The 22,110-nt window shown below is 60.5% G+C and carries 20 protein-coding genes; 11 read left to right on the forward strand and 9 right to left on the reverse strand.

The window, feature by feature from the left end; genetic code table 11:
* The first annotated feature begins 8 nt into the window (after nt 1-8).
* Entirely contained in the window at nt 9-1,049 is a 1,041-nt protein-coding gene (locus tag ACZ47E_RS02260; protein ID WP_006700005.1) for a sulfate/molybdate ABC transporter ATP-binding protein, read from the forward strand.
* Between the two features lie 666 nt (nt 1,050-1,715).
* On the opposite strand, the gene ACZ47E_RS02265 is transcribed toward ACZ47E_RS02260, so the two are convergent.
* From ACZ47E_RS02265 to ACZ47E_RS02275, 3 genes are all read right to left on the reverse strand, one after another.
* On the reverse strand, nt 1,716-2,729 hold the full coding sequence (locus ACZ47E_RS02265; RefSeq protein ID WP_278067498.1) for an NAD(P)H-quinone oxidoreductase: 1,014 nt from the start codon (nt 2,727-2,729) through the stop codon (nt 1,716-1,718).
* An 87-nt stretch (nt 2,730-2,816) separates the two neighbouring features.
* Entirely contained in the window at nt 2,817-4,619 is a 1,803-nt protein-coding gene (locus ACZ47E_RS02270) for a GGDEF domain-containing protein (protein WP_004440459.1), read from the reverse strand.
* A 168-nt stretch (nt 4,620-4,787) separates the two neighbouring features.
* Nucleotides 4,788-5,024, reverse strand: coding sequence for a ribbon-helix-helix domain-containing protein (locus tag ACZ47E_RS02275; RefSeq protein WP_278067278.1), 237 nt, complete (start codon nt 5,022-5,024; stop codon nt 4,788-4,790).
* A 370-nt stretch (nt 5,025-5,394) separates the two neighbouring features.
* Between ACZ47E_RS02275 and betI the strand changes: the two genes are divergently transcribed.
* From betI to betA, 3 genes are all read left to right on the forward strand, one after another.
* Nucleotides 5,395-6,015 carry a transcriptional regulator BetI gene (betI, locus tag ACZ47E_RS02280; RefSeq protein ID WP_006700007.1) on the forward strand — a complete coding sequence of 207 codons (621 nt, stop codon included), beginning with the start codon at nt 5,395-5,397 and terminating at the stop codon, nt 6,013-6,015.
* 11 nt (nt 6,016-6,026) lie between these two features.
* Nucleotides 6,027-7,508: a betaine-aldehyde dehydrogenase gene (gene betB, locus ACZ47E_RS02285; RefSeq protein WP_278067279.1), complete on the forward strand. Its 1,482-nt coding sequence runs from the start codon at nt 6,027-6,029 to the stop codon at nt 7,506-7,508.
* A 230-nt stretch (nt 7,509-7,738) separates the two neighbouring features.
* The gene (betA, locus tag ACZ47E_RS02290; protein WP_107340975.1) at nt 7,739-9,388 is read left to right on the forward strand and encodes a choline dehydrogenase; all 1,650 of its coding nucleotides are present in this window, start codon (nt 7,739-7,741) and stop codon (nt 9,386-9,388) included.
* A 3-nt stretch (nt 9,389-9,391) separates the two neighbouring features.
* Here betA and ACZ47E_RS02295 read toward each other — a convergent pair whose 3' ends face one another.
* Entirely contained in the window at nt 9,392-9,691 is a 300-nt protein-coding gene (locus tag ACZ47E_RS02295; RefSeq protein ID WP_006700010.1) for a type II toxin-antitoxin system RelE/ParE family toxin, read from the reverse strand.
* A complete protein-coding gene (locus ACZ47E_RS02300; RefSeq protein ID WP_035209457.1) occupies nt 9,688-9,960 on the reverse strand; it encodes a YlcI/YnfO family protein in 273 nt (90 codons plus the stop codon). Before ACZ47E_RS02300 ends, ACZ47E_RS02295 begins: the two co-directional genes overlap by 4 nt.
* A 146-nt stretch (nt 9,961-10,106) precedes the next feature.
* Between ACZ47E_RS02300 and ACZ47E_RS02305 the strand changes: the two genes are divergently transcribed.
* Nucleotides 10,107-11,450, forward strand: a complete 1,344-nt coding sequence (locus tag ACZ47E_RS02305) for a chloride channel protein (RefSeq protein WP_168247080.1) — start codon at nt 10,107-10,109, stop codon at nt 11,448-11,450.
* 4 nt (nt 11,451-11,454) lie between these two features.
* On the opposite strand, the gene ACZ47E_RS02310 is transcribed toward ACZ47E_RS02305, so the two are convergent.
* Nucleotides 11,455-12,207 (reverse strand): DUF3750 domain-containing protein, encoded by a 753-nt coding sequence (locus ACZ47E_RS02310; RefSeq protein ID WP_278067280.1) that lies wholly within the window; start codon nt 12,205-12,207, stop codon nt 11,455-11,457.
* A 73-nt stretch (nt 12,208-12,280) separates the two neighbouring features.
* Between ACZ47E_RS02310 and ACZ47E_RS02315 the strand changes: the two genes are divergently transcribed.
* Complete coding sequence (locus ACZ47E_RS02315) at nt 12,281-13,279, forward strand: asparaginase (protein ID WP_278067281.1); 999 nt, start codon at nt 12,281-12,283, stop codon at nt 13,277-13,279.
* 134 nt (nt 13,280-13,413) lie between these two features.
* A complete protein-coding gene (locus ACZ47E_RS02320) occupies nt 13,414-14,034 on the forward strand; it encodes a glutathione S-transferase family protein (protein WP_072494130.1) in 621 nt (206 codons plus the stop codon).
* A 150-nt stretch (nt 14,035-14,184) separates the two neighbouring features.
* Here ACZ47E_RS02320 and ACZ47E_RS02325 read toward each other — a convergent pair whose 3' ends face one another.
* Entirely contained in the window at nt 14,185-14,844 is a 660-nt protein-coding gene (locus ACZ47E_RS02325) for a glutathione S-transferase family protein (RefSeq protein WP_004440482.1), read from the reverse strand.
* Between the two features lie 82 nt (nt 14,845-14,926).
* On the reverse strand, nt 14,927-15,442 hold the full coding sequence (locus tag ACZ47E_RS02330; protein ID WP_004440484.1) for a MarR family winged helix-turn-helix transcriptional regulator: 516 nt from the start codon (nt 15,440-15,442) through the stop codon (nt 14,927-14,929).
* Nucleotides 15,443-15,583: 141 nt separating this feature from the next.
* Here ACZ47E_RS02330 and ACZ47E_RS02335 point away from each other — a divergent pair, with 141 nt between their 5' ends.
* From ACZ47E_RS02335 to ACZ47E_RS02350, 4 genes are all read left to right on the forward strand, one after another.
* Nucleotides 15,584-17,113: an MDR family MFS transporter gene (locus ACZ47E_RS02335; protein WP_006700017.1), complete on the forward strand. Its 1,530-nt coding sequence runs from the start codon at nt 15,584-15,586 to the stop codon at nt 17,111-17,113.
* Nucleotides 17,114-17,377: 264 nt separating this feature from the next.
* Nucleotides 17,378-18,388, forward strand: coding sequence for a ligase-associated DNA damage response exonuclease (locus ACZ47E_RS02340; RefSeq protein WP_112553612.1), 1,011 nt, complete (start codon nt 17,378-17,380; stop codon nt 18,386-18,388).
* A gap of 1 nt (nt 18,389) precedes the next feature.
* Nucleotides 18,390-20,015: a cisplatin damage response ATP-dependent DNA ligase gene (locus ACZ47E_RS02345; RefSeq protein ID WP_278067283.1), complete on the forward strand. Its 1,626-nt coding sequence runs from the start codon at nt 18,390-18,392 to the stop codon at nt 20,013-20,015.
* 171 nt (nt 20,016-20,186) lie between these two features.
* A complete protein-coding gene (locus ACZ47E_RS02350) occupies nt 20,187-21,152 on the forward strand; it encodes an alpha/beta hydrolase family protein (RefSeq protein WP_278067284.1) in 966 nt (321 codons plus the stop codon).
* A gap of 35 nt (nt 21,153-21,187) precedes the next feature.
* Here ACZ47E_RS02350 and ACZ47E_RS02355 read toward each other — a convergent pair whose 3' ends face one another.
* Nucleotides 21,188-21,970, reverse strand: a complete 783-nt coding sequence (locus ACZ47E_RS02355; RefSeq protein WP_162719112.1) for a glycosyltransferase family 32 protein — start codon at nt 21,968-21,970, stop codon at nt 21,188-21,190.
* Between the last annotated feature and the right edge of the window lie 140 nt (nt 21,971-22,110).

Here is a 22,110-nt window from a genome sequence, read left to right on the forward strand (position 1 = left end):
GCATCTTCATGGAAGTGAAAGTTTCCGGCATCACCAAGCAGTTTGATCGCTTTCCGGCGCTGAACGACGTATCGCTCAACATTCGCTCGGGCGAGCTGATCGCGCTGCTTGGTCCTTCCGGTTCCGGCAAGACGACGCTGCTGCGTCTGATTGCCGGTCTTGAGCAGCCGACGACGGGCCAGATTTTCTTCGGCGACGAAGACGCCTCGCATCGCACCGTGCAGGAGCGCAATGTCGGTTTCGTTTTCCAGCATTACGCGCTGTTTCGCCACATGACGGTGGCAGACAACATTGCTTTCGGCTTGAAGGTGCGACCCTCCGCCAAGCGTCCGCCAAAAGCGGAAATCCGCAAGCGCGTGTCCGAGCTTCTCGACATGGTGCACCTTTCCGGGCTTGAAAAACGCTACCCCTCGCAGCTCTCGGGTGGCCAGCGCCAGCGGGTGGCGCTCGCCCGCGCCGTCGCCATCGAACCGAAGGTGCTGCTTCTCGATGAACCCTTCGGGGCGCTGGATGCCAAGGTGCGCAAGGAGTTGCGTCGCTGGCTGCGTGAATTCCACGACCGCACCGGCCACACCACCGTCTTCGTCACCCACGATCAGGAAGAGGCGCTGGAACTGGCGGACCGCGTCGTCGTCATGAGTCAGGGCAAGATCGAGCAGGTCGGCACCGCCGATGACGTCTACGACACGCCGAACTCGCCCTTCGTCTTCTCCTTCATCGGCGAATCCTCCAGCCTGCCGGTCACGATCCGTGATGGCCATGTGCTGTTCCAGGGCGAAAGCATCGGCGTAAACGAAAGCGGCGCAGGCGAGGGCGAATTGTTCTTCCGGCCGGAAGACGTGGTGCTGACGGACGAAAAGGACGCGCTTTACGGCAAGGTCACCACCTGTCGCCGCCTGGCCGGCACCCGCATCGCCGAAATCGACATCGCCAATAACGGCCATGAACCCTACCACCTCGAAATCGAAGTGCCGCTCAACGCCGCCGTGGCGGTGGGTGCCGAACTGCGGTTCCGCCCGACGCGGTGGAAGGTGTTCGGGAAGAAATAAGGAAGAGGTGACCGCCGTTTAGGGTCGATGGTTTGTCGCTTTCTAACGCGCGCCACGTTTACTCCGATTCCACGTTACACCACGGTTGAAATCATCGACGGTTCTGGGTGTCGTTACCCCCCTCTGTCCTGCCGGACATCTCCCCCTCAAGGGGGGAGATCGGCAGGAGGCTTTCTTGCCACTTCATTTCCAACCGTCGAGATGCGCGGGACCTCGCCACGGAACGATCTCCCCCCTTGAGGGGGAGATGTCCGGCAGGACAGAGGGGGGTAACGACACCCAGAACCGTCGATGGTTTCAACGGCGGTGAACTGCAATCTGATTAAGGAGATTTTCTCGTCGCGAGAGAACCGCACCTGCACTCGAAGCGCAGATTTCTCAATAGCCGAAGCAATAAGCAAAAACGGAAAAGGGCCGCCTGAGCGACCCTTCCATGAGTTTGGTCCTGTTTACAGACCCGGGACTGTTTCTCAACGTTCCGAAGGCAGAAGAGGTTTTACAACGAGGGCTGCCCCGTCGAAAACACACCCTTTCCATTGCCTGCACCAGAGACCGAAATCTCACTAGACATTGGATCACCTCCTTCCGATACGTTGAACATAACTAGAAGGTAGTACGATTCGTGAGTAATGCAAGAGGGCTAACTGAGAACTTACTCTGCAGCACCTAGTCGACCCGCATCACGATCTTGCCGATATGGCTGCTGCTTTCCATCAGCCGGTGCGCTTCCGCAACCTCATCCAGTGTGAAGACGCGGTTGATGACCGGTGCGACCTGGCCGCTTTCGATCAGCGGCCAGACCTGATCCACGAGATCGTCACGGATGGCGCGTTTCTCGTCCGCCGTGCGCGGGCGCATGGTGGAGCCGGTGACGGTCAGGCGCTTGACCATGATCGGCGTGAGGTTGACCTTGTCGGCCACGGCGCCCCCGAGAAAGGCGATGACGGACAGGCAGCCGTCCTTGGCCAGCGCCGCAAGGTTCTTTTCGAAATAGGCAGCACCGATCATGTCGAGAACGACATCGACGCCCTTGCCGCCGGTTTCGGATTTCACGACTTCGGCGAAATCCTCGTCGCGGTAATTGATCGCCCGTTTGGCGCCGAGCTTCTCACAGGCCTCGCATTTTTCCGCAGAGCCCGCCGTGGCATAAACTTCCGCGCCGAAGGCTCTGGCAAGCTGGATCGCCGTCGTGCCGATGCCGCTGGTGCCGCCGTGGATGAGCACGGTTTCACCTTCGGTCAGGCCCGCCATCTGGAAGAGATTGGCCCAGACGGTGAAGAAGGTTTCCGGCAAGGCTGCGGCTTTGACGGCGTCGTAGCCTTTGGGGAAGGGCAGGGCCTGCCCCGCGGGAACGGCGCAATATTGCGCATAACCGCCGCCATTGGCGAGCGCGCAGACCCTGTCGCCAAGATTGAATTCATCGACGCCTTCGCCAAGCGCAACAACCTCGCCGGCGATCTCAAGGCCGAGGATCGGACTTGCATCCTTCGGTGGCGGATAGGTTCCCTGGCGCTGCGCGACATCCGGCCGGTTGACGCCTGCTGCCTCGACCTTCACCAGAACCTCGCCTTTCGCGGGCTTCGGCAAAGGCGCTTGCGAAAGACGCATCACTTCCGGACCGCCATGCGAGGGAAGGTCGATGAAACGCATTTTTTCGGGCAGGGTCTTGGGGTCGGGCATGGTCAAGGGCAACTCCTCACTATCGGCGTGGCCTGAAGATGTAGGTCAGATGCGCCGCTTAGGGAAGAAGGCCGTTTGTCACTGGTGTCAATTTGTCTCGCCGAAGACCCGGATGACGAGGCCGCTGTCATTTTCCTTCGCAGCCGCCTTAACGCCCGCGATCTCGCTGCCGATGCGCTCGGGATTTGCGATGATCAATCCTTTGGGCAAGCTCAGAACGCCAATGGAACAGCGCAGAAGCGCGAAGTCCCGCTCATTGCCGTGCCGGTCCTGGCCCTTCATGCAGCCCGCCTCGCGATCCTCGGCCGAATACAGTTCCGCGACATCGTCGTGGAAATCGCTGAGCAGCCGCTCGAGTATTTCCGTCAGGTCTTCCACCGCCCAGTCGCGCACGCCGATGAAGAAGTCATCACCGCCAATATGTCCGAGGAAGCAGTCGCCGGCAAAAAAGTAACGGCGCATCAGTGCTGAAAACAGGGTGATGGCGTGGTCGCCGGCGTTGAAGCCGTATTTGTCGTTGAAGGGTTTGAAATTGTCGAAGTCGCAGTAGCAGAAGAAACGTGTCTCGTCGCCGTCGCTGCAGCGGTCGGCGATGAAGCCGCCAATCGCGCGGTTGCCCGGCAGTGCCGTCAGCGGGTTCTGGTCCTGCGCCATCTTCAGCTGTTTTTCATTGATGACCTTGATCAGCGAAGCGGCGGAAACGATGCCGGCGTAACGCATGTTTTCGGTGAGGATAATGCAGGCGCTGCCGCCCATGCTGGCAAACATGTTCATCAACTGGTCGGCATCGGCATCGAGACCCACGATCGGCGCGGCGTCGACGAAATGGGAGATGGTGCGCTCATAGATCTTGTTCTTGAGCAGGTCACGGCCAAAGGGTCGGTAGATGTATTCCTTGAGGTGATATTCGTTGATGACGCCGCGCGGTTCGCCGTTGGCATTGAGAACAGGAAAAAACGCCTGCTGCGGGTTTCTCCGGAAGAGCTCGAAGACGCTGTCGACGCTGTCATGTTCGAAGACGGTGGGAAGTCGTTCGATTTCACGGCGGATCAGGATTTCATCCAGAGTCTGGCTGTTGCGCCGCGCCACGCCGATGCGGTTGATGTGGGGAAAGCTCTCCGGCAACTCGCTGGTGAAGACCGTTGGCCTGGCGATCAGCCAGCCCTGCACCAGGTCGACGCCGAATTCGCGACACGTCAGGAACTCCGCTTCTGTTTCAATGCCCTCGGCAATGACCCGCACCCCCAGAACATGGGCAATATTGACGATGCTGCGGACAAGATGCTGCTTGCGCGGCAGATGATCGACGCCGGTGATGAAGTGACGGTCGATCTTCAGATAGTCCAGCGGAAAATCGCACAGAAGCTTCATCTCGCCGTGTCCCGCGCCAAAATCGTCGATCGCCAGCTTGAAGCCCTCTTTCCGCATGCGGGCAATCAGCGTCGTGAATTCGGGGACGCTTGTATTGTCGAAGCGTTCGGAAAGCTCGAAGCAGATGGAGGAGGGGGGAATACCCGCGCGCGCCAGATGGCCCACAAGCTTGTCGAGAATGGCGTCGCCCTGCGCGATCAGCCGCACATCGAGGTTGAGAAACAGGGTGGCGGAGGAGAAGTCAGGCAGGGTGGAGAATTTCGCCAGCGCGCGGCTCGCCAGCATCTGCTCGAAAGCCTTGAGTTCGCCGCCCTGCGCCGCCTGGTCGAGAAGCGCCAGCGGATCGGAAAAACCGAGCCGGTCGTGGCCGCGCATCAGTGATTCATAACCGAAAATAGTGCCCGTCGTCGCCTCGACGATCGGCTGAAACGCGGTTTCCAGCACGAGCTTCGCCATGGGAAACATGTGCCCGGAGGCAAATCGCCTTACGGCATCGTTTTCCAGCGTAACGGCCTGCATTTCTGTTCTCCGCTATTACGGCTTTCCTTCCGTGGCTGAGGTAAGGAGAGCCTTTCTCTTTTGCGGCGAACAATCGCAGATTACAGGTCAACAAAAGCTTTCACGTCTGTGAAGCTTTGATGAACGTTTTGTTGCAACCCCCTTGATATATGGGGTAGTAGCCGGGCCTCACGCCCGGCGGACATGTCCTGAGTGCGCAGCGTAAAGATCGGCCACGTTCACCCGCTCCCGGTCGGCTTCCACGGGTTCCCTGGACTTCGCGCCCATACCGTGTCCGCCAGACGCCGCCCATAATCGCAGCGCTTCCCTGACGACCTCGCTACCGGATGCATAAGCCCCGCAATTGACGGCTTCGCGCATTCTCGCTGCCTGTTCCGGGGAAATCGATACTGTCACCATTGGCATGATATCACTCCCTTCTTTAAACACTGCGAACGGTCATTCGATGCCCGGATGGGCATCGGCTGCCGTCGTGGTCTAGGGCGGGCGTTTTTATTGTCTTTCGTCTGGCGCCGCTTCCAGCGAAATTTGTATCAGCTGGGATATTAGCACGGAACGTGTTCCATTCCCAATTCGCAGTATATCACGGTTTAGTTTTTCCCCCGTGACCGCGCCGGGAGCATGAAGATGATCCTCACGCGCCGGCCATTGCCGAAACCAGGGTCCGTCCGATGAGAAAGAATTGATTTACAGCAAAATAGCGACACGGAATGGCGCATTTTTTATTGATTGATCAGTCAATCAAGAATATTTTGCCGCCCTCAAGGAGATCGTCATGCCCAAGGTCGGAATGGAGCCTCTGCGCCGAAAAGCGCTTGTGGATGCGGCGCTGCGCACCATAGGCCATCATGGCTCGTTGAATGTGACAATGTCTGACATCGCCCGGGAAGCGGGGGTGTCGGCGGCGCTTGCGCATCATTATTTCGGCAGCAAGCAGCAGCTCCTGCTGGAGACCATTCGCAGCCTGCTGCGTGATCTCAGGCGTGATGCGGTGGCGGCGCTGACCCGTGCTTCCGGCCCGCGCGAAAGGCTGAGCGCCATCGTTCATGTCTCCTTCCAGAGCGACCAGTTCACGCCCGAAACGGTGGCGGCATGGCTTGCCTTTTACGTTGAGGCGCAGCGCTCGGAAGAAACCCGCCGGCTGCTGGTGATTTATTCCCGCCGCCTGCGCTCCAACCTCATGGCAAGCCTCAACCGGCTCTGCCCGCCCGATGATGCCGCACGCATTGCAGAAGGGGCCGCAGCCCTCATCGACGGGCTTTATATCAGGCACAGCTTGCGTTCCGCCCCGCTCGGCCTCGCCTCTGCACCGGCGCTGGTCGAGGATTATTTCGACATGCAGCTCAGATCCTTTCCCGATGGACAGCGCGCCAAGCCGTCCATCCGCACTCTCTAGGAGACTTCGACATGACCATCGCCACGCCACTCAGGGCGCAGCCGAAAGCCTCGCATTTCATCGACGGCGATTATGTCGAGGACAATGCCGGCACGCCATTCGAGAGCATCTACCCCGCAACCGGCGAGATCATCGCCCGGCTTCACGCCGCAACGCCGGCGATTGTCGAGCGTGCCATCGCCTCGGCCAAGCGCGCCCAGAAGGAATGGGCGGCAATGGGCCCCATGGCGCGTGGCCGCATCCTCAAACGCGCCGCCGATATCATGCGCGAACGCAATGAGGCGCTTTCGACGCTGGAAACGCTGGATACCGGCAAGCCCATTCAGGAAACCATCGTCGCCGATCCGACCTCGGGTGCGGATGCCTTTGAATTTTTCGGCGGTATCGCCCCTTCCGCATTGAATGGCGATTACATTCCGCTCGGCGGCGATTTCGCCTATACGAAACGTGTCCCGCTCGGCGTCTGCGTCGGCATTGGCGCGTGGAACTATCCGCAGCAGATCGCCTGCTGGAAGGCAGCCCCGGCACTCGTCGCCGGCAATGCCATGGTCTTCAAGCCTTCGGAAAACACCCCGCTCGGCGCGCTGAAGATTGCTGAAATCCTTATCGAAGCGGGTCTGCCCAAAGGCTTGTTCAATGTCATTCAGGGGGATCGTGATACGGGGCCGCTGCTCGTCAATCACCCGGATGTGGCGAAGGTCTCGCTTACTGGCTCGGTGCCGACCGGCCGCAAGGTGGCCGCCGCTGCCGCCGGGCATCTGAAGCATGTCACGATGGAACTCGGCGGCAAGTCGCCGCTGATCGTCTTCGATGATGCCGATATCGAAAGCGCCGTCGGCGGTGCGATGCTCGGCAATTTCTACTCCTCCGGGCAGGTGTGCTCCAACGGAACGCGTGTCTTCGTGCAGAAAAAGGCGAAGGCCCGCTTCCTCGAAAACCTGAAAAGCCGCACGGAAGCAATGATCCTTGGCGATCCCCTTGACTACGCCACCCATCTCGGCCCGCTGGTCTCCAAGGCCCAGCAGGAGAAGGTTCTCGGTTTAATCGAAAAGGGCAAGGCGGAAGGTGCGACGCTCATCACCGGCGGCGGCATCCCCAACAATGTCGCGGGTGAGGGCGCCTACGTTCAGCCCACGGTGTTCGCTGACGTGACCGACGACATGACGATCGCCCGCGAGGAAATCTTCGGGCCCGTCATGTGTGTGCTGGATTTTGATGACGAGGAAGAGGTTCTCGCCCGCGCCAACGCCACCGAATTCGGGCTGGCCGGCGGCGTCTTCACCGCCGATCTCGCCCGCGCCCACCGCGTAGTGGATCAGCTGGAGGCGGGCACGCTGTGGATCAATACGTACAATCTCTGCCCGGTGGAAATCCCCTTCGGCGGCTCCAAGCAATCCGGCTTCGGACGCGAGAATTCGGCGGCGGCACTGGAGCATTATAGTGAGTTGAAGACGGTTTATGTGAGCACGGGGAAGGTGGAAGCGCCTTATTGAGGTTCAGTGGGTGGGTTCACCCCCCTCTGTCCTGCCGGACATCTCCCCCTCAAGGGGGGAGATCGACCTGAGGCGAGGTCTCGCCCATCTCAAAGTTTGCGAATGGAGCGGTGGTAGCGCCGCTGGCCGATCTCCCCCCTTGAGGGGGAGATGCCCGGCAGGGCAGAGGGGGGTAACCCACCCCCTGACAGTCAATTGATCGGAACAACCGCTCATCGGAGAGAGCAACAATGCAAGCAGATTACGTCATCGTCGGCTCCGGCTCCGCAGGGTCCGCCATCGCCTACCGCCTGTCGGAAGATGGTCGCTATTCCGTCATCGTCATAGAGGCCGGCGGTTCCGATTTCGGCCCGTTCATCCAGATGCCGGCGGCTCTCGCCTGGCCGATGAGCATGAAGCGCTACAATTGGGGTTATCTCTCCGAACCCGAGCCCAATCTCAACAATCGCCGCATCACTGCCCCGCGTGGCAAGGTCATCGGCGGCTCCTCCTCCATTAACGGCCTCGTTTACGTGCGCGGCCATGCCGAGGATTTCAATCGCTGGGAAGAGCTCGGCGCGCAGGGCTGGGCCTATGCGGATGTGCTGCCTTATTTCAAGCGCATGGAACACAGCCATGGCGGCGAGGAAGGCTGGCGTGGCACGGATGGGCCGCTGCATGTGCAGCGCGGGCCGGTCAATAACCCCCTGTTTCACGCCTTCATTCAGGCCGGCGCCCAAGCGGGGTTTGAACTGACGGATGACTATAACGGCTCCAAACAGGAAGGTTTCGGCCTGATGGAGCAGACCATTCACAATGGCCGTCGCTGGTCCGCCGCCAATGCCTATCTCAAACCGGCGCTGAAGCGAGGCAATGTCACGCTGGTCAACGGTTTTGCCCGCAAGGTGGTCATTGAGAACGGCCGCGCCGTGGGAGTCGAGATCAAGCGCAGGGGTGTGGTGGAGACCATCAAGGCGGGTCGCGAGGTCATCGTTTCGGCCTCCTCCTTCAATTCGCCGAAGCTGCTGATGCTCTCGGGCATCGGCCCCGCCGCCCATCTGAAACACATGGGCATCGAGGTGAAGGCGGATCGCCCCGGCGTCGGCGCAAATCTCCAGGACCATATGGAGTTTTATTTCCAGCAGGTCTCCACCAAGCCGGTCTCGCTTTATTCGTGGCTTCCGTGGTTCTGGCAGGGTGTGGCCGGTGCGCAATGGCTGCTGTCGAAAGGCGGCCTCGGTGCTTCCAACCAGTTCGAGGCCTGCGCCTTCCTGCGCTCCGCCCCCGGGCTCAAGCAACCTGACATCCAGTATCATTTCTTGCCCGTCGCCATCTCCTATGACGGCAAGGCGGCGGCGAAAAGCCATGGTTTTCAGGCGCATGTCGGCTACAACCTGTCGAAATCGCGCGGCAACGTCACCTTGCGCTCCGCGGATCCCTCAGATGAGCCGGTCATTCGTTTCAACTATATGAGCCACCCCGAGGATTGGGAGAAATTCCGCCACTGCGTGCGCCTCACGCGCGAAATTTTTGGCCAGAAAGCATTCGACGAATTCCGTGGCCCGGAAATCCAGCCCGGTGAAAATATCGAGACCGATGAGCAGATCGATGCCTTCCTGCGCGAGCATCTGGAAAGCGCTTACCATCCCTGCGGCACCTGCCGCATGGGCGACAGAAACGACCCGATGGCGGTTGTCGATCCCGAATGCCGCGTGATCGGTGTCGAGGGCCTGCGCGTAGCAGACAGCTCGATCTTCCCGCACGTGACCTATGGTAATCTCAACGGCCCCTCGATCATGACGGGCGAAAAGGCCGCGGACCACATTCTCGGCAAAACCCCACTGCCGCGCTCCAATCAGGAGCCGTGGGTAAACCCGCGCGCCGCCGTCAGCGACCGGTGAAGGTCAATAGTAATCGTCCTCGCGCTGGTGGCGGATCGCGAGGATGGAGACCGTTTCGGCATCTTCGATTTGAATGAGGGCGATGTAACCAGAGGACCCAAACGGAATGAGCAGTTCCCTTAAGAGCGCGTTCTCTCCCGGTGCTTTGCGTGTGGCGAAGGGAAACTCGCTCAGTCCATCGACGGTGGCAATAATCCGATCAATAGCTTTCTCCGCCGTCGAAAAATCCTTCTCCAGTAGAAAATTGTATAGTCTCGTTATATCCGCTCTGGCTGCAATTGTGTACCGGAGCTTGAATGTCATTTGTTACGCTCGACCTTTTTGGCCGCCAGCATAGCGCGTAGTTCCGCATGCACTTCCTCAGCTGAATAAAAGATTCCTGTGCGTCTGGATTCCTCAAGCGACGCCAGCCCCCGCGCAATGAACTCCGCCTGCGATTTGCGGATTTGCACCTGCCTACGGACCGAATCCTCGACAAATGACGATAGCGTCTCGCCGTCCTTCAGTACGCTTTCTGCCGCCTCGCGGAAATCCGCCGTTACACGCAGCGAAGGCAAAGTTGCGGTTTTCATCTTGTCTCTCCATGCGTTGCATTTGCAATGCGCAGCATCTGCCATCTGTCGCAACGAGTCAAATGCAAAACTTGCAATCGCCGGCTGGCAGGCCGATAAAAGGGCCTCCCGCCCGACAATGACTGAAATCACCGATCTGGATCGCCATGCCCGTCGATTACAAGAAGCTGAAAATGCTCCGCCGTTCCCGTGTTGTCTGGGGTTCATGGCGGATTTGGAAGCCAAGGGCGGTTTTCTGGATTGGCGCTATTGCAGTTGGCCTTATCAGCGTCGGTTTTGCCTGGGCAGCGGATCGCGCCCAGCACCTCTTCTTCGCGGCCACGTCCTCAGGCGAATGGGCGTTTCTGCTGCCGCTCATCATCACGCCGCTCGGCTTTACGCTCTGCGCCTGGCTCGCGATCACGGTTTTCCCCAATGCCGGCGGTAGCGGCATTCCGCAGGCCATCGCCGCCCGGCACCTGCGGGATGATGCGGATCGTTCGCGGCTTCTGTCGCTGAAGCTTGCTTTTGGCAAGGTGGTGCTCACCGTCGCCGGTCTGCTCTCCGGCGCGTCGATTGGCCGTGAGGGGCCGACGGTTCAGGTGGGGGCCTCGATCATGCTGCAGGCCGCTCGCTGGGGCGGCATGGCGCAGGCCAAGGGCCTCATCCTAGCCGGTTCGGCGGCGGGCATTGCGGCGGCCTTCAACACGCCGCTCGCAGGCATTGTCTTTGCCATCGAGGAGATGAGTAAGACTTATGAATCCCGCGCCAACGGCCTTGTGCTGACGGCCGTCATCCTGTCGGGCCTTGCATCGCTGGCTCTGGTCGGCAGCTATACCTATTTCGGCACCAGCTCGGTCATGGCGAAAACGACAATGGACTGGCTGCTCGTGCTTGTCTGCGGTGTCGGCGGTGGTGCATTTGGCGCTCTTTTCAGCGCTGGTGCGTTGCGCCTCTCTGCACGTATCCGCCGTTTCGCCCAGACCATGCCCCTGAAGCGAATGCTGGCGGTTGCCGCCGCCTGCGGCCTTGCTTCCGCCATCCTCGGCATCGCAACAAGCGGCGCGACCTTCGGAACCGGTTACGAGCAGGCCCGTGCGGCGATAGAGGGGCAAGCCGCACCGTCGTTCTTCTTCATCGAAAAACTGGCGGCGACTTTCCTTGCCATGATGTCGGGCATCCCCGGCGGCATTTTCGCGCCGTCGCTGTCGGTCGGTGCGGGTTTCGGCAGCACCATGGCGAGCTTGCTCGGCACCAGCATCGGCCTTGGCGCCATCGTCGGCATGGCGGGTTATTTTGCCGGCGTTGTGCAGGCGCCGATGACGGCCTTTGTCATCATCCTCGAAATGACCGGCAATCATGAAGGCGTCATGCCCATCATGGCCGCATCGATGCTGGGATATCTGACGTCTCGGCTCTTTTCTCGCGAACCGCTTTATCACGGCCTGTCACGGGTCTTCATCGCCCAGAGCATCCGCGCCAGACGCGCCGCTCAGGCCACTGAAACGTGATGGCTCAAGCCCTGATGCCCGCCACGCCGAAATAACCGAGCCCCGGTATCTTCACGCCCGGCCGGGCGAGATCGATGCCGGCCACGAGACCGAGGAAGTTGATCTCGAAGCCGCTGCGCGCACCCGCCGAAATGCCGAACAGGCCACCGAGCGAAACGCTCGCATCCTTCCAGTCGTCGGCGACGTGGTAAAATGCACCGTCCGGCAGATAGTCGCGGCCGACCGCGTCCGGCGGCAACACGACGCCGAGTTCGGGCACGCTGCGCAGCACATGGGCGACGAAGGTGTTGGAGTTCGGGCCGGGATAGATGCGATAGCCGCCCGGCTTGCCATACGGATAATCGGCAATCGCCTTTTCGATCTTGGGGATCAGCTTTTCCGCCTCTGCGCCGTGAATGGCCACCACCTGGCGCGGCATGTTGGAATACCAATAGGCGTCCGCCGCATATCCATTATGGCGGATCGGCGTGCCCCAGCCCACCTTGTCATAACGGTCATAGCTCGTCGCGCCCGGCTTTTTCAGCACGACCCAGGCGTGACTGGCAACCGAGCCCTTGAAGCCGCCCGTCATGGCGGAAAAGACGTAGACGGCGGCTTGCCCGTCGCTCGAAGCCGCCGGCAGCATGCCTGACGATGACCATCTGGCGGCGTTCCAGCCGCGCGGATGGTCCTTCATGGCCCACAACCCGGCCGACGCCAAAGCGGGAAGCAGATAGATAATGGCAATCGCCAGCAGCAGACGTTTTGCAAATTTCACTGATGGCCCCGTGCATCGAAAAATCAATTGCGGTATCAACAACATAAAATCAGAATTTTTTGAGGCCGCGAAAATGAACAATTCCGTTACCGTCGAAATCGTCAGGGGCAATCTCGTGGAAAGCCGCCACAGTGGCCTTACGGTGGTGGTGGATGGCGATGGCGGCGTGCTGTTTTCCACGGGAGATGTGGAACGTGGTATCTTCCCGCGTTCGGCCTGCAAGGCCATGCAGGCCCTGCCGCTGGTGGAAAGCGGTGCCGCGGACGCCTATGGTTTTGGCAGCCGCGAGCTGGCGCTTGCCTGTTCGTCCCATTCCGGCGAGGACGCACATGTGGAACTTGCCGCTTCGATGCTCGCCAAGGCGGGCAGGGATGTGGATACGCTGGAATGCGGCGCGCACTGGTCCTCCGACCAGAAAACCATCATCCATCAGGCCCGCACGCTGGAAAAGCCGACGGCGCTTCACAATAATTGCTCCGGTAAACATTCCGGTTTCATCTGCGCCTGCTGTCACACCGGAACGGACCCCAAGGGCTATATCGGTTATGAGCACCCGCTGCAGCGGGAAATCCGCGCGACGATGGAGAGCCTGACGGGTGCCGCGCTGGGTCACGACAATTGCGGCGTGGACGGCTGCTCCATCCCGACCTATGCGGTGCCGCTCAAAGGGCTGGCGCATGGTTTCGCAAAGATGGCGACGGGCAGGGGGCTGGAAGCCGGCCGGGCGAGCGCCTCGCGCCGGCTCATGGAGGCCTGCATGGCAGAACCCTTTTATGTGGCAGGCACCGGCCGCGCCTGCACGAAGCTGATGCAGATTGCGCCGGGCAAGATTTTCGCCAAGACCGGCGCGGAAGGCGTCTTCGTCGCGGCCCTGCCGGAAAAGGGCATCGCCATGGCGGTGAAATGCGAAGACGGCACGACGCGTGCGGCGGAAGCCATGGTTTCGGCATTGCTCGCCCGCTATTTCGATGAAGGCAGCGCCGAACAGCAGGCGCTGAGCGGCATGGCGAACCGGCAGATGCGCAATTGGAACGGCATCCATGTCGGCGATATCAGGGTCGTCGGTCTCTAAATAACCTTTGACGCGGCCGTTTGCCGGCATGATGATGACACGCCCCGCACGTGACGGCCACCCCGTGGCCCTCGCGGGGCGGTGTCCGCATGAGGAAGAAGCGGGCGCTTCATTGCTTTGGAGGTCGCATATCCATGTTCACATTGTTTTTCTCCCCCGGTTCCTGCTCCCGCGCCAGCCATATCGTGCTTGAGGAATCGGGCCTGCCTTACAAGGCCCACCGCGTCAATTTCGCGGAAGGCGAGCAACGCTCCGAGGCATTTTTAAAGATCAATCCCAAGGGCCGCGTGCCGGCACTGGCGACGGAAAGCGGCGTGCTGACGGAGACGCCGGCCATCCTCGCCTTCATCGCCCAGATGGCGCCTGAGAAGAAACTCGCGCCGCTCGACGATCCCTTCGAATTCGCGTTGATGCAGTCCTTCAACGCCTTCATTTCTTCGACGGTGCATGTCGCCCATGCCCACGGCCGGCGCGGCAGTCGCTGGGCGAGCAAGGAGAGCTCGCTTGAGGATATGAAGGCGAAAGTGCCGCAGACCATGGGCGAGTGCTTCGAACTGATCGAGCATGGCATGCTGCGTGGCCCATGGGTTCTCGGCACTGCCTATTCCGTGGCCGATCCCTATCTTTTCGTCATGTCCGGATGGCTGGAAAGCGACGGCGTGGATATTGCCCGTTTCCCCAAGGTGCACGACCACTTCCGCCGCATGAACGACCGGCCGGCGGTCCAGCGCGCGCTCGCGGGGGAGAGGGGCTGAAAGGCTCAGTATTTCGGTCATTCCGGCCCTGAGCCGGCATCCAGCCGACGCGCGTCTGCGCGGCAAGAAGAGTCCTTTCAGCCCAAGGACTTGGGCTGGCTGGATGCCGGATCAGGTCCGGCATCACGGAGGGGTAAGGGGCTTAACCGCTCAAGCCGCCTCGGCCGCGCGCGTGTCCCACATCGTCTTGAACGCCGTGCGGGCCTGGCAACGATCCAGCCAGGCCTTCAGAGCCGGATGGGCGTCGAACAGCGGCTTGTGGCCCTGTGCGTAACGAACGATTTCCGCCGCGTTGAGATCGGCGACGGTAAAGCGATCGCCCACCAGATAGTCATGACTGGACAGATGCTGCTCCAGCACCCGGAAGGGGCGCTTCAGCAGGCGGCTGGCAACATCGATCACGGCCTTGCCGCTATCACTTTCCGACAGGCCTTCGGCGATGGCGGAGGAAATCTTCAGCGAATTCGTCTCCACTTCGGTCGCGGCAAAGAAGGACCATTGCAGCATCGCTGCATCTTCCTTCAGATCGATCGGCGCAAGCGGTCCGCCATATTTGCGGGCGAGGTAGAGATTGATGGCCATGGATTCGTAAAGCACCATGCCGTCATCCTCGATGCAGGGAATGGTGCCCATCGGGTTGACGGCCAGGAAGTCCGGAGACAGCGTGTTGAGCGGCGCATCCGCAGCCAGCGGATCGGCAAGACGGCGGGCCTGTATCACAGGCACGTGCTTGAATTCTATGCCGAGTTCGCCCGCCAGCCATAATGTGCGTGTGGCGCGGGAACGGTAGACCCCGTAAATCGTCAACATCGAAATTACCCCTTCAACCTGTCAGATGGCGGCAAGTTACGGTTTAGCCCTCCTAAAGTGAAGCTGTGGATCGCAGCGCCAACTATGATTTTTTCTGATCCGGCAGGAGGTCTGTATCGGGCGAGAGCCGGCATTCGAAACGGTCGATGAACCGCTCGAACAGCCGGGCGAATGTCTCCACATCCTCCGCCGGCCAGCCATCCATCACGTCCTCGATAACGCTCATCTTCGTCCGACGCATTTCCTGCAAAAGACTGGTGCCGAGCGGGGTGATCTCTACGATGCTGCGGCGGGCGTCTTGCTGGGAAACGCCGCGTTTCAGCAGCCCTCTCCCGACCATGTCGGCGACAACCCGGCTGCCGCGTGAGGGATCGATGCGCATGCCCTCGGCAATCGCGCCCACGGTCACATCGCCCTCCGCCCGGCGCAGAATGTCGAGCACGTCGATATGGGAAAGTTCGAGACCTGGAGCGAGCCTGGCAAGTGCCATGCGGCCGATGATGCGGCGGCCGATCATGATGCGCATGCGCGTCATCGTATTGCCGATCCGCTTGATGTCCTCGGGCAGATCCTCGTTCCAGTTTTCCTCAGTCGCCACGCTTCATCGTCCCTTTCGATGCTGTTTTCCGATCACGTTTAGCGGCAATAGCACAGATGTCAAAAACTTGCCATTGACATATATATGCTGATAGCACACAAATTGTCACAGTAAATCTGCCTGAAGCCAACGAGATTTTTCATGGATATGTCCACCGCCCCCGTGGCGCCGCTTGTGTCGGATCATCGCCGCAGGCTCATCGTCTTTCTGTTTCTGATGCTGGCCATGTTCATGGCGACCCTCGATAACCAGATCGTATCGACAGCTTTGCCCACCATCGTCGGTGAGTTCGGCGCGCTGGAGCGTTTCGGCTGGATCGGCTCTGCCTATCTGCTGGCGACCAGCGCGGTCATGCCTGTCTATGGCAAGCTCGGCGATCTGTTCGGCCGGAAATATGTGATGATCGCGGCGGTCGTCATCTTCACGCTCGGTTCGCTCGCCTGCGGTCTGGCATGGTCGATGGATAGTCTGATTGCTGCCCGCGTGTTGCAGGGCCTTGGTGGCGGCGGCATCATGGTATCGATCTTTTCCGTCAATGCGGATCTGTTCGAACCGCGTGAGCGCGCCCGTTACCAGAGCTATTCCAGCCTCACCATCATGGCGTCGGGCAGTGTCGGCCCGATCCTCGGCGGCACGATGAGTGATCTCTTCGGCTGGCGGTCGATCTTCCTGATCAATCTGCCGCTCGGCATCATTGTTATTGCCGGTCTGGCGCTGATGCTGCCTTACCGCCGCCCGGCGCGCCAGCCGAAGATCGATTATCTCGGTGCGGTCCTTTTGGCGGCCACCATCGCCAGCGTGGTCTTCTGGGCGGACAGCAGCGAATTGTTTGGCTCGCTCATCGCAGCCCCCAGCCTCGGCATCATCGCCTTCGCCGTCATCGCCGCGTTCCTCTGGGTGCAGGTGGAGCGCCGCGCGCCGGAACCGGTGGTGCCGCTGCGTCTCTTCAAGGACAGCACCTTTCCGCTGTTGATGATCGTTTCGCTGACCAGCGGCGGCATCGGCATCGGCATGGTCAATTATTATGCCCTGTTCCTGCAGACGACCACCGGCCTTTCCCCCTCCCATGCCGGCCTGTTCTTCATCGCGGTCACCGGCGGCATCGTCATGGGTTCGCTTTCGGCCGGACGGCTGATTTCGATTACCGGCGTCTACAAGCCCTTCTCGGTTGCGGGCTTGACAATCAACGTCATCGCCATGCTGCTCTTCACGCAGATGCATGCGGGAACGCCGCTTTGGCTGATCGCGGTGCTGATGCTGGCGCAGGGTTTCGCCGTCGGCCTCGGCCAGCAGGCTCCGATCATCGGCGTGCAGAACTCGGCCCCCAAGGCTGACATCGGTGCGGCAAGCGGAGCGGTAACGCTGACCCGCATGGGTGGTGCTGCCATCGCCATCTCGGTCTATGGCGCCATCGTATCCACAAGCCTCAAGGGTGTGGCGGTGGATATTCCCGGTGTCGGCAAAATCGAGGAATTGACGCCAAAAATCCTCTCGGAACTGCCCGCAGCCTCCCAGGCCGCCGTCGCCTCGCTCTACTCGGATGCGTTTACGCCGCTGTTCTTCGCGGCCGCCGCAACCGCTGCCATCGGCCTTGCCGCGGCGCTGATGCTGAAACCGGTGCGGCTACCGGCGGCGGTTGAGGCGAAGCCCGCGGAAGTCGCGGGGGAGTAGGGGCGGCCGACAGTTGTCACCTTTGGTTCTCGCTGAAACCTCTCATCCGTCATACCGGCCTTGAGCCGGTATCCAGCCAGCCCAAGTCCTTGGGCTGAAATAACTCTTTCGCCGCGCGGACGCGCGGCTCCTGGATTCCGGCTCAAGGCCGGAATGACGGGATGTCTCCGCAAAACAAAAACGCGCCCATTGGAAATTTAACGCGCGTTCCGCGTTATGCTCGCATCACTTAAGATTCGCGCGGGCGGCCCTATCTCAATGAACATGAAGCCGGAACAGCTCCTGAATTCCACGCCCAAGGGCCTTTATTGCCCGACGGGTGATTTTTATATCGATCCCGTGCGGCCCGTGGCGCGGGCGCTCATCACCCATGGTCATTCCGATCACGCCCGCGCTGGCCATGGCGCGGTGCTGGCCACGCGCCAGACGCTGGATATCATGCGCATCCGTTATGGTGAGGATTTCTGCGGCAGCGAGCAGGCGGTCGCATTCGGCGAGAGGGTGGAGGTGAACGGCGTCACCGTCGGTTTCCATCCGGCAGGCCATGTTCTGGGTTCGGCGCAGATTTCCGTGGAAATGAACGGTATGCGCATCGTCGCATCCGGCGACTACAAGCGTGGCATCGACCCCACCTGCGCCCCCTTCGAGACGGTGCCCTGCGATGTCTTCATCACCGAAGCCACCTTCGGCCTCCCGGTGTTTCATCATCCGCTGCCGCGTGTGGAAACGGCCAAGCTGCTCACCTCCATCAAACAGTTTCCCGAGCGGACGCACCTTGTCGGCGCCTATTCGCTGGGCAAGGCGCAGCGCGTCATCAGGCTCCTGCGCGATAATGGTTATGCCGAGCCGATCTATATCCACGGCGCGCTGGCACGGCTCTGCGAATATTACGTCTCGCAGGGTATCGATCTCGGTGATCTCAGGCCCGCAACACTGGAAAAAAGCGATCCTTCCGCCTTCAAGGGAGCGATCGTCGTTGGCCCGCCCTCGGCGTTTCAGGAGCGCTGGGCGCGCCGCTTCAACGAACCACTGATTGCCTTCGCGTCCGGCTGGATGATGGTGCGGCAGAGGGCAAAGCAGGGCGGTGTGGAATTGCCGCTGGTGATCTCGGACCATTGCGACTGGCCGGAACTGCTGGAGACGATCAAGGAAATTTCCCCGCAGGCCGTCTGGGTCACCCATGGCCGGGAGGAGGCGCTGGTGCGCTGGTGCGAATTGCAGGGCATCGCCGCCAAGCCACTGCATCTCGTTGGTTACGAGGACGAGGGGGATTGAGATGAAAGCCTTCGCCACCCTTCTTGACCGCCTGGTTCTCACCCCGTCGCGCAATGGCAAGCTGAAGCTGCTCACCGATTATTTCCGCGATACGCCCGATCCCGACCGGGGTTACGGTCTCGCAGCCATTGCCGGGACGCTGGACCTTAAAAGTGTCAAACCCGCCATGTTGCGCGAACTCGTGCTGGAGCGCATGGACGAGGTGCTGTTCCGTTATTCCTATGATTATGTCGGAGATCTCGCCGAGACCATCTCACTGGTCTGGGGCAATATCGGCGGCGCGGACGACTCCGAGGCACAGGATCCGCGCCTTGGCGATGTCGTCACTCTGATGAATTCGCTTGGTCGCACGGAGGTGCGCGGTGCGGTGCGTGATCTCCTGGATCGGCTCGATACCTCCTCTCGTTTCGCTTTCCTCAAACTTGCCACCGGCAGCCTGCGCATCGGTGTTTCGGCCCGGCTGGCGCGTCAGGCGCTGGCGGATTTTGCGGGGAAAGACATCATCGAGATCGAAACCCTCTGGCACGGGCTGGCGCCGCCCTATACGCCGCTTTTCGCATGGCTTGAGGGTAAGGCGGACCGCCCGGTGCTGGCAACGCCCGCCATCTTCCATTCGGTGATGCTGGCGACGCCGGTGGCGGATGGCGACCTCGATGGGCTGGACCCCGCCGACTACGCCGCCGAATGGAAATGGGACGGTATTCGTGTGCAACTGTCCCGCGCCGGTGGGACACGGAAACTCTATTCCCGTTCAGGCGACGATATTTCAGGCGCCTTCCCTGACGTTCTTGACGCGATCGATTTCGAAGGTGTGATGGATGGTGAGCTGCTGATTGGCGGCACGGCACGGTCCAACAATCTCACCCGAACCTTTTCCGACCTGCAGCAGCGACTGAACCGCAAGACGGTGACGGCGAAGATGCTGGACGACTATCCCGCCTTTATCCGCGCCTATGACCTGCTGTTCGACGGCGAGAGCGATATCCGCGCGCAGACCTATCTGCAGCGTCGCGGCCGGCTGTCTGACATTATCGAACATGCACCGCATGACCGCTTCGACCTATCGCCAGTGATCGGCTTTTCCAGCTGGCAGGAGCTCGATACGCTACGCGCCGCACCGCCCGATCCGGTCATCGAGGGCGTCATGATCAAGCGCCGCGACAGCACCTATCAGGCCGGGCGCGCTAAAGGCCCCTGGTTCAAGTGGAAACGCGATCCTTACAATATCGACGCCGTCATGATGTATGCCCAGCGTGGCCACGGCAAAAGATCGAGCTATTATTCCGATTTCACCTTCGGTGTGTGGGCGGAGGGGGAGGACGGCGAACAGCTCGTGCCTGTCGGAAAGGCTTATTTCGGTTTCACCGATGCGGAGCTGGAGGTGCTGGACAAGTTCGTGCGCGACAATACCGTCGAGCGTTTCGGCCCGGTGCGGGCGGTGCGGGCCACACCGGATTTCGGTTTCGTGCTTGAAGTTGCCTTCGAAGGCATCAACCGCTCTACCCGCCACAAATCCGGCGTCGCCATGCGGTTCCCCCGCATTGCCCGGCTGCGCGCCGACAAGTTGCCGGCCGAAGCCGACAGGCTTTCAACACTGGTGGCGATGATCGACGGTGTGGAAGGCTAGGGTGGCACGATCGCCTGTTTATTTCCCTGGGCGTCACAGTCGGGGCGAGGCGACGTCCAGAAATTGCCATGATGGCTGCGAATACATTGTTGTCATTCGCGAATCCGTGATTGGACAGCCTCCCGCCGCAGTGCTGAACTGCTAATGCAACCATCCTCGTCAGGTGACCATATGGCAGACAAACGCTTTCTTTCCTCACCCCTCGGACAGGAAGAGAGCGGCACGATCTCGCCGGGCATGACGCGGCGCGGATTGCTCGCTGGCGCAATGGGGCTGTCAGCAGCGGTTATCCTGCCGCCCGCCGTGAAAGCGGGCATTCCGACACCTGAAGTCTTGCCGCTGGAACGGCAGGATTATGCGGAGGCTCGCCGACGGTTCCACACCCACCTGCTGCGCAAGATGGCGGCGCCGGAGAAATCCTCGGCGCTTGGCACACCGCCCGGGGCGGAGCGTGTCACCTATCGTGGCGGGCCGGATGGCTCGATCGAACTTGTCGCCTGGCTGTCCCACTACCAGCCGTCAAAAACACTGAAACCGGCCGTCCTCTTCCTGCATGGCGGCAACGCCACCGGGGATGGCCATTGGGCGCTGATGAAGCCATATTGGGAAGCGGGCTTCGTTGTGCTGCTACCGTCCTTTCGTGGCGAAAACGGCCAGAACGGCAATTATTCAGGCTTCTACGACGAAACCTCGGATGCGCTGGCGGCGGCCACCTATCTTGAAAATCTTCCCGGCATTGACAGAGCTCGCTTCTTCATCGCCGGCCATTCCAATGGCGGCACGCTCACGCTTCTGGCAGCCATGAGCCGTAAATTCCGTGCTGCGGCCCCCATATCCGCTGGCGTCAATTCATGGCGCTATTTCAACCGCTATAGCGAGGAGATCTGTTTCGACGAAACCGACGAACGCGAATTCATCATGCGCTCCTCCGTCTGTTTCGGCCCCAGCCTCAAATGTCCGGCACTGCTGTTGCGCGGCACGGAGGAACGACCTTTCGACGCCGATCACCAGCTTTTTGTGGATCGCGCCCTGACCTCGGGTTTCAGGGTCGACAAAAAACTGCTGGCGGGAACTCATAATGGTGTCGTCCCTGGTGCAGTGGCGGAAAGCATCCGTTTTTTCAACGGCTTTGCGTAAACGCGATGGTGCACCGTCCGTAGGCGTGTGGTGTCCTACGTCTTGACGATGGACGTCTTGGCCTGCTCTGCCCACCATGCGCCGTCTTTTTTGTCGGCATATTGGGCGCGCTTGTTGGTGAATTGGCCCTGGGTGCAAATTTCCCGGTAGTTGCGGACCGGCAGGCCGAGTTCCTTGACGACGGCATGCACCACGGTTGGGCCCGTCATGTCATAGACGCTGACGAGCGTCCCTTCTTCGATATTACGGGCAATACGATCAGCTATCAGCCTGAGCGCCGGGTGGCCGGGTTTCGACGCCATGAAATAGTTGGTGATCTCGCCGTCCTTCATGGCAATGAAAACGGCTTCTTCATCCGTATCGATCACATCTTCGGGCCGGGCCGCAAAATTGGAATCAATATCCAGATAGATGCCGCCTTCTTGCAGAAGAACGAGAATGCGCCAGAAATCCGCTTTGGCGGCGCCCACCTGCAGTCGACGGAAGGCGTCGGCATAACGTCCGGGAAAATGGCGGTCGATATAGGCCTGACACGCCTCGTCATCATGGTAGCGATATTCGAATTCCGGCGTCAGCCAGCGGTTGAACAGGAAATTCGCATAGATCGGCGTCGTGACCCGATTGGAGTAATTCGTCTGCCAGATAATGCGAGGGATGGCTTTTTCCGTTTTTGGGCTGCGTCTGGCAGGCTGATGCTGCGGGAGCGTTTTTCTCCTGCCGGGCCGGATGAACAGATCGATGGAGAAAATAACCTTGACGATGTTCCCGCCGATCTTGATCGCGCGGTACGCTATGCGGTTATAGCCAGTCTTAGCCAAGTTCAGCGCTCCCTCGCGTGGAATCGGTTGTCACGCGCGTGGAAAACGGCGGTACGCGGTATTTATTGGACGCAACTAGTTTGTCAATACGCTGAAAATGAGACCGGCCGAGCCCGGATTAACGGGGCCCGGCCGGTTGG

It is taken from the genome of Agrobacterium sp. 5Ca39 (genome assembly GCF_055382365.1).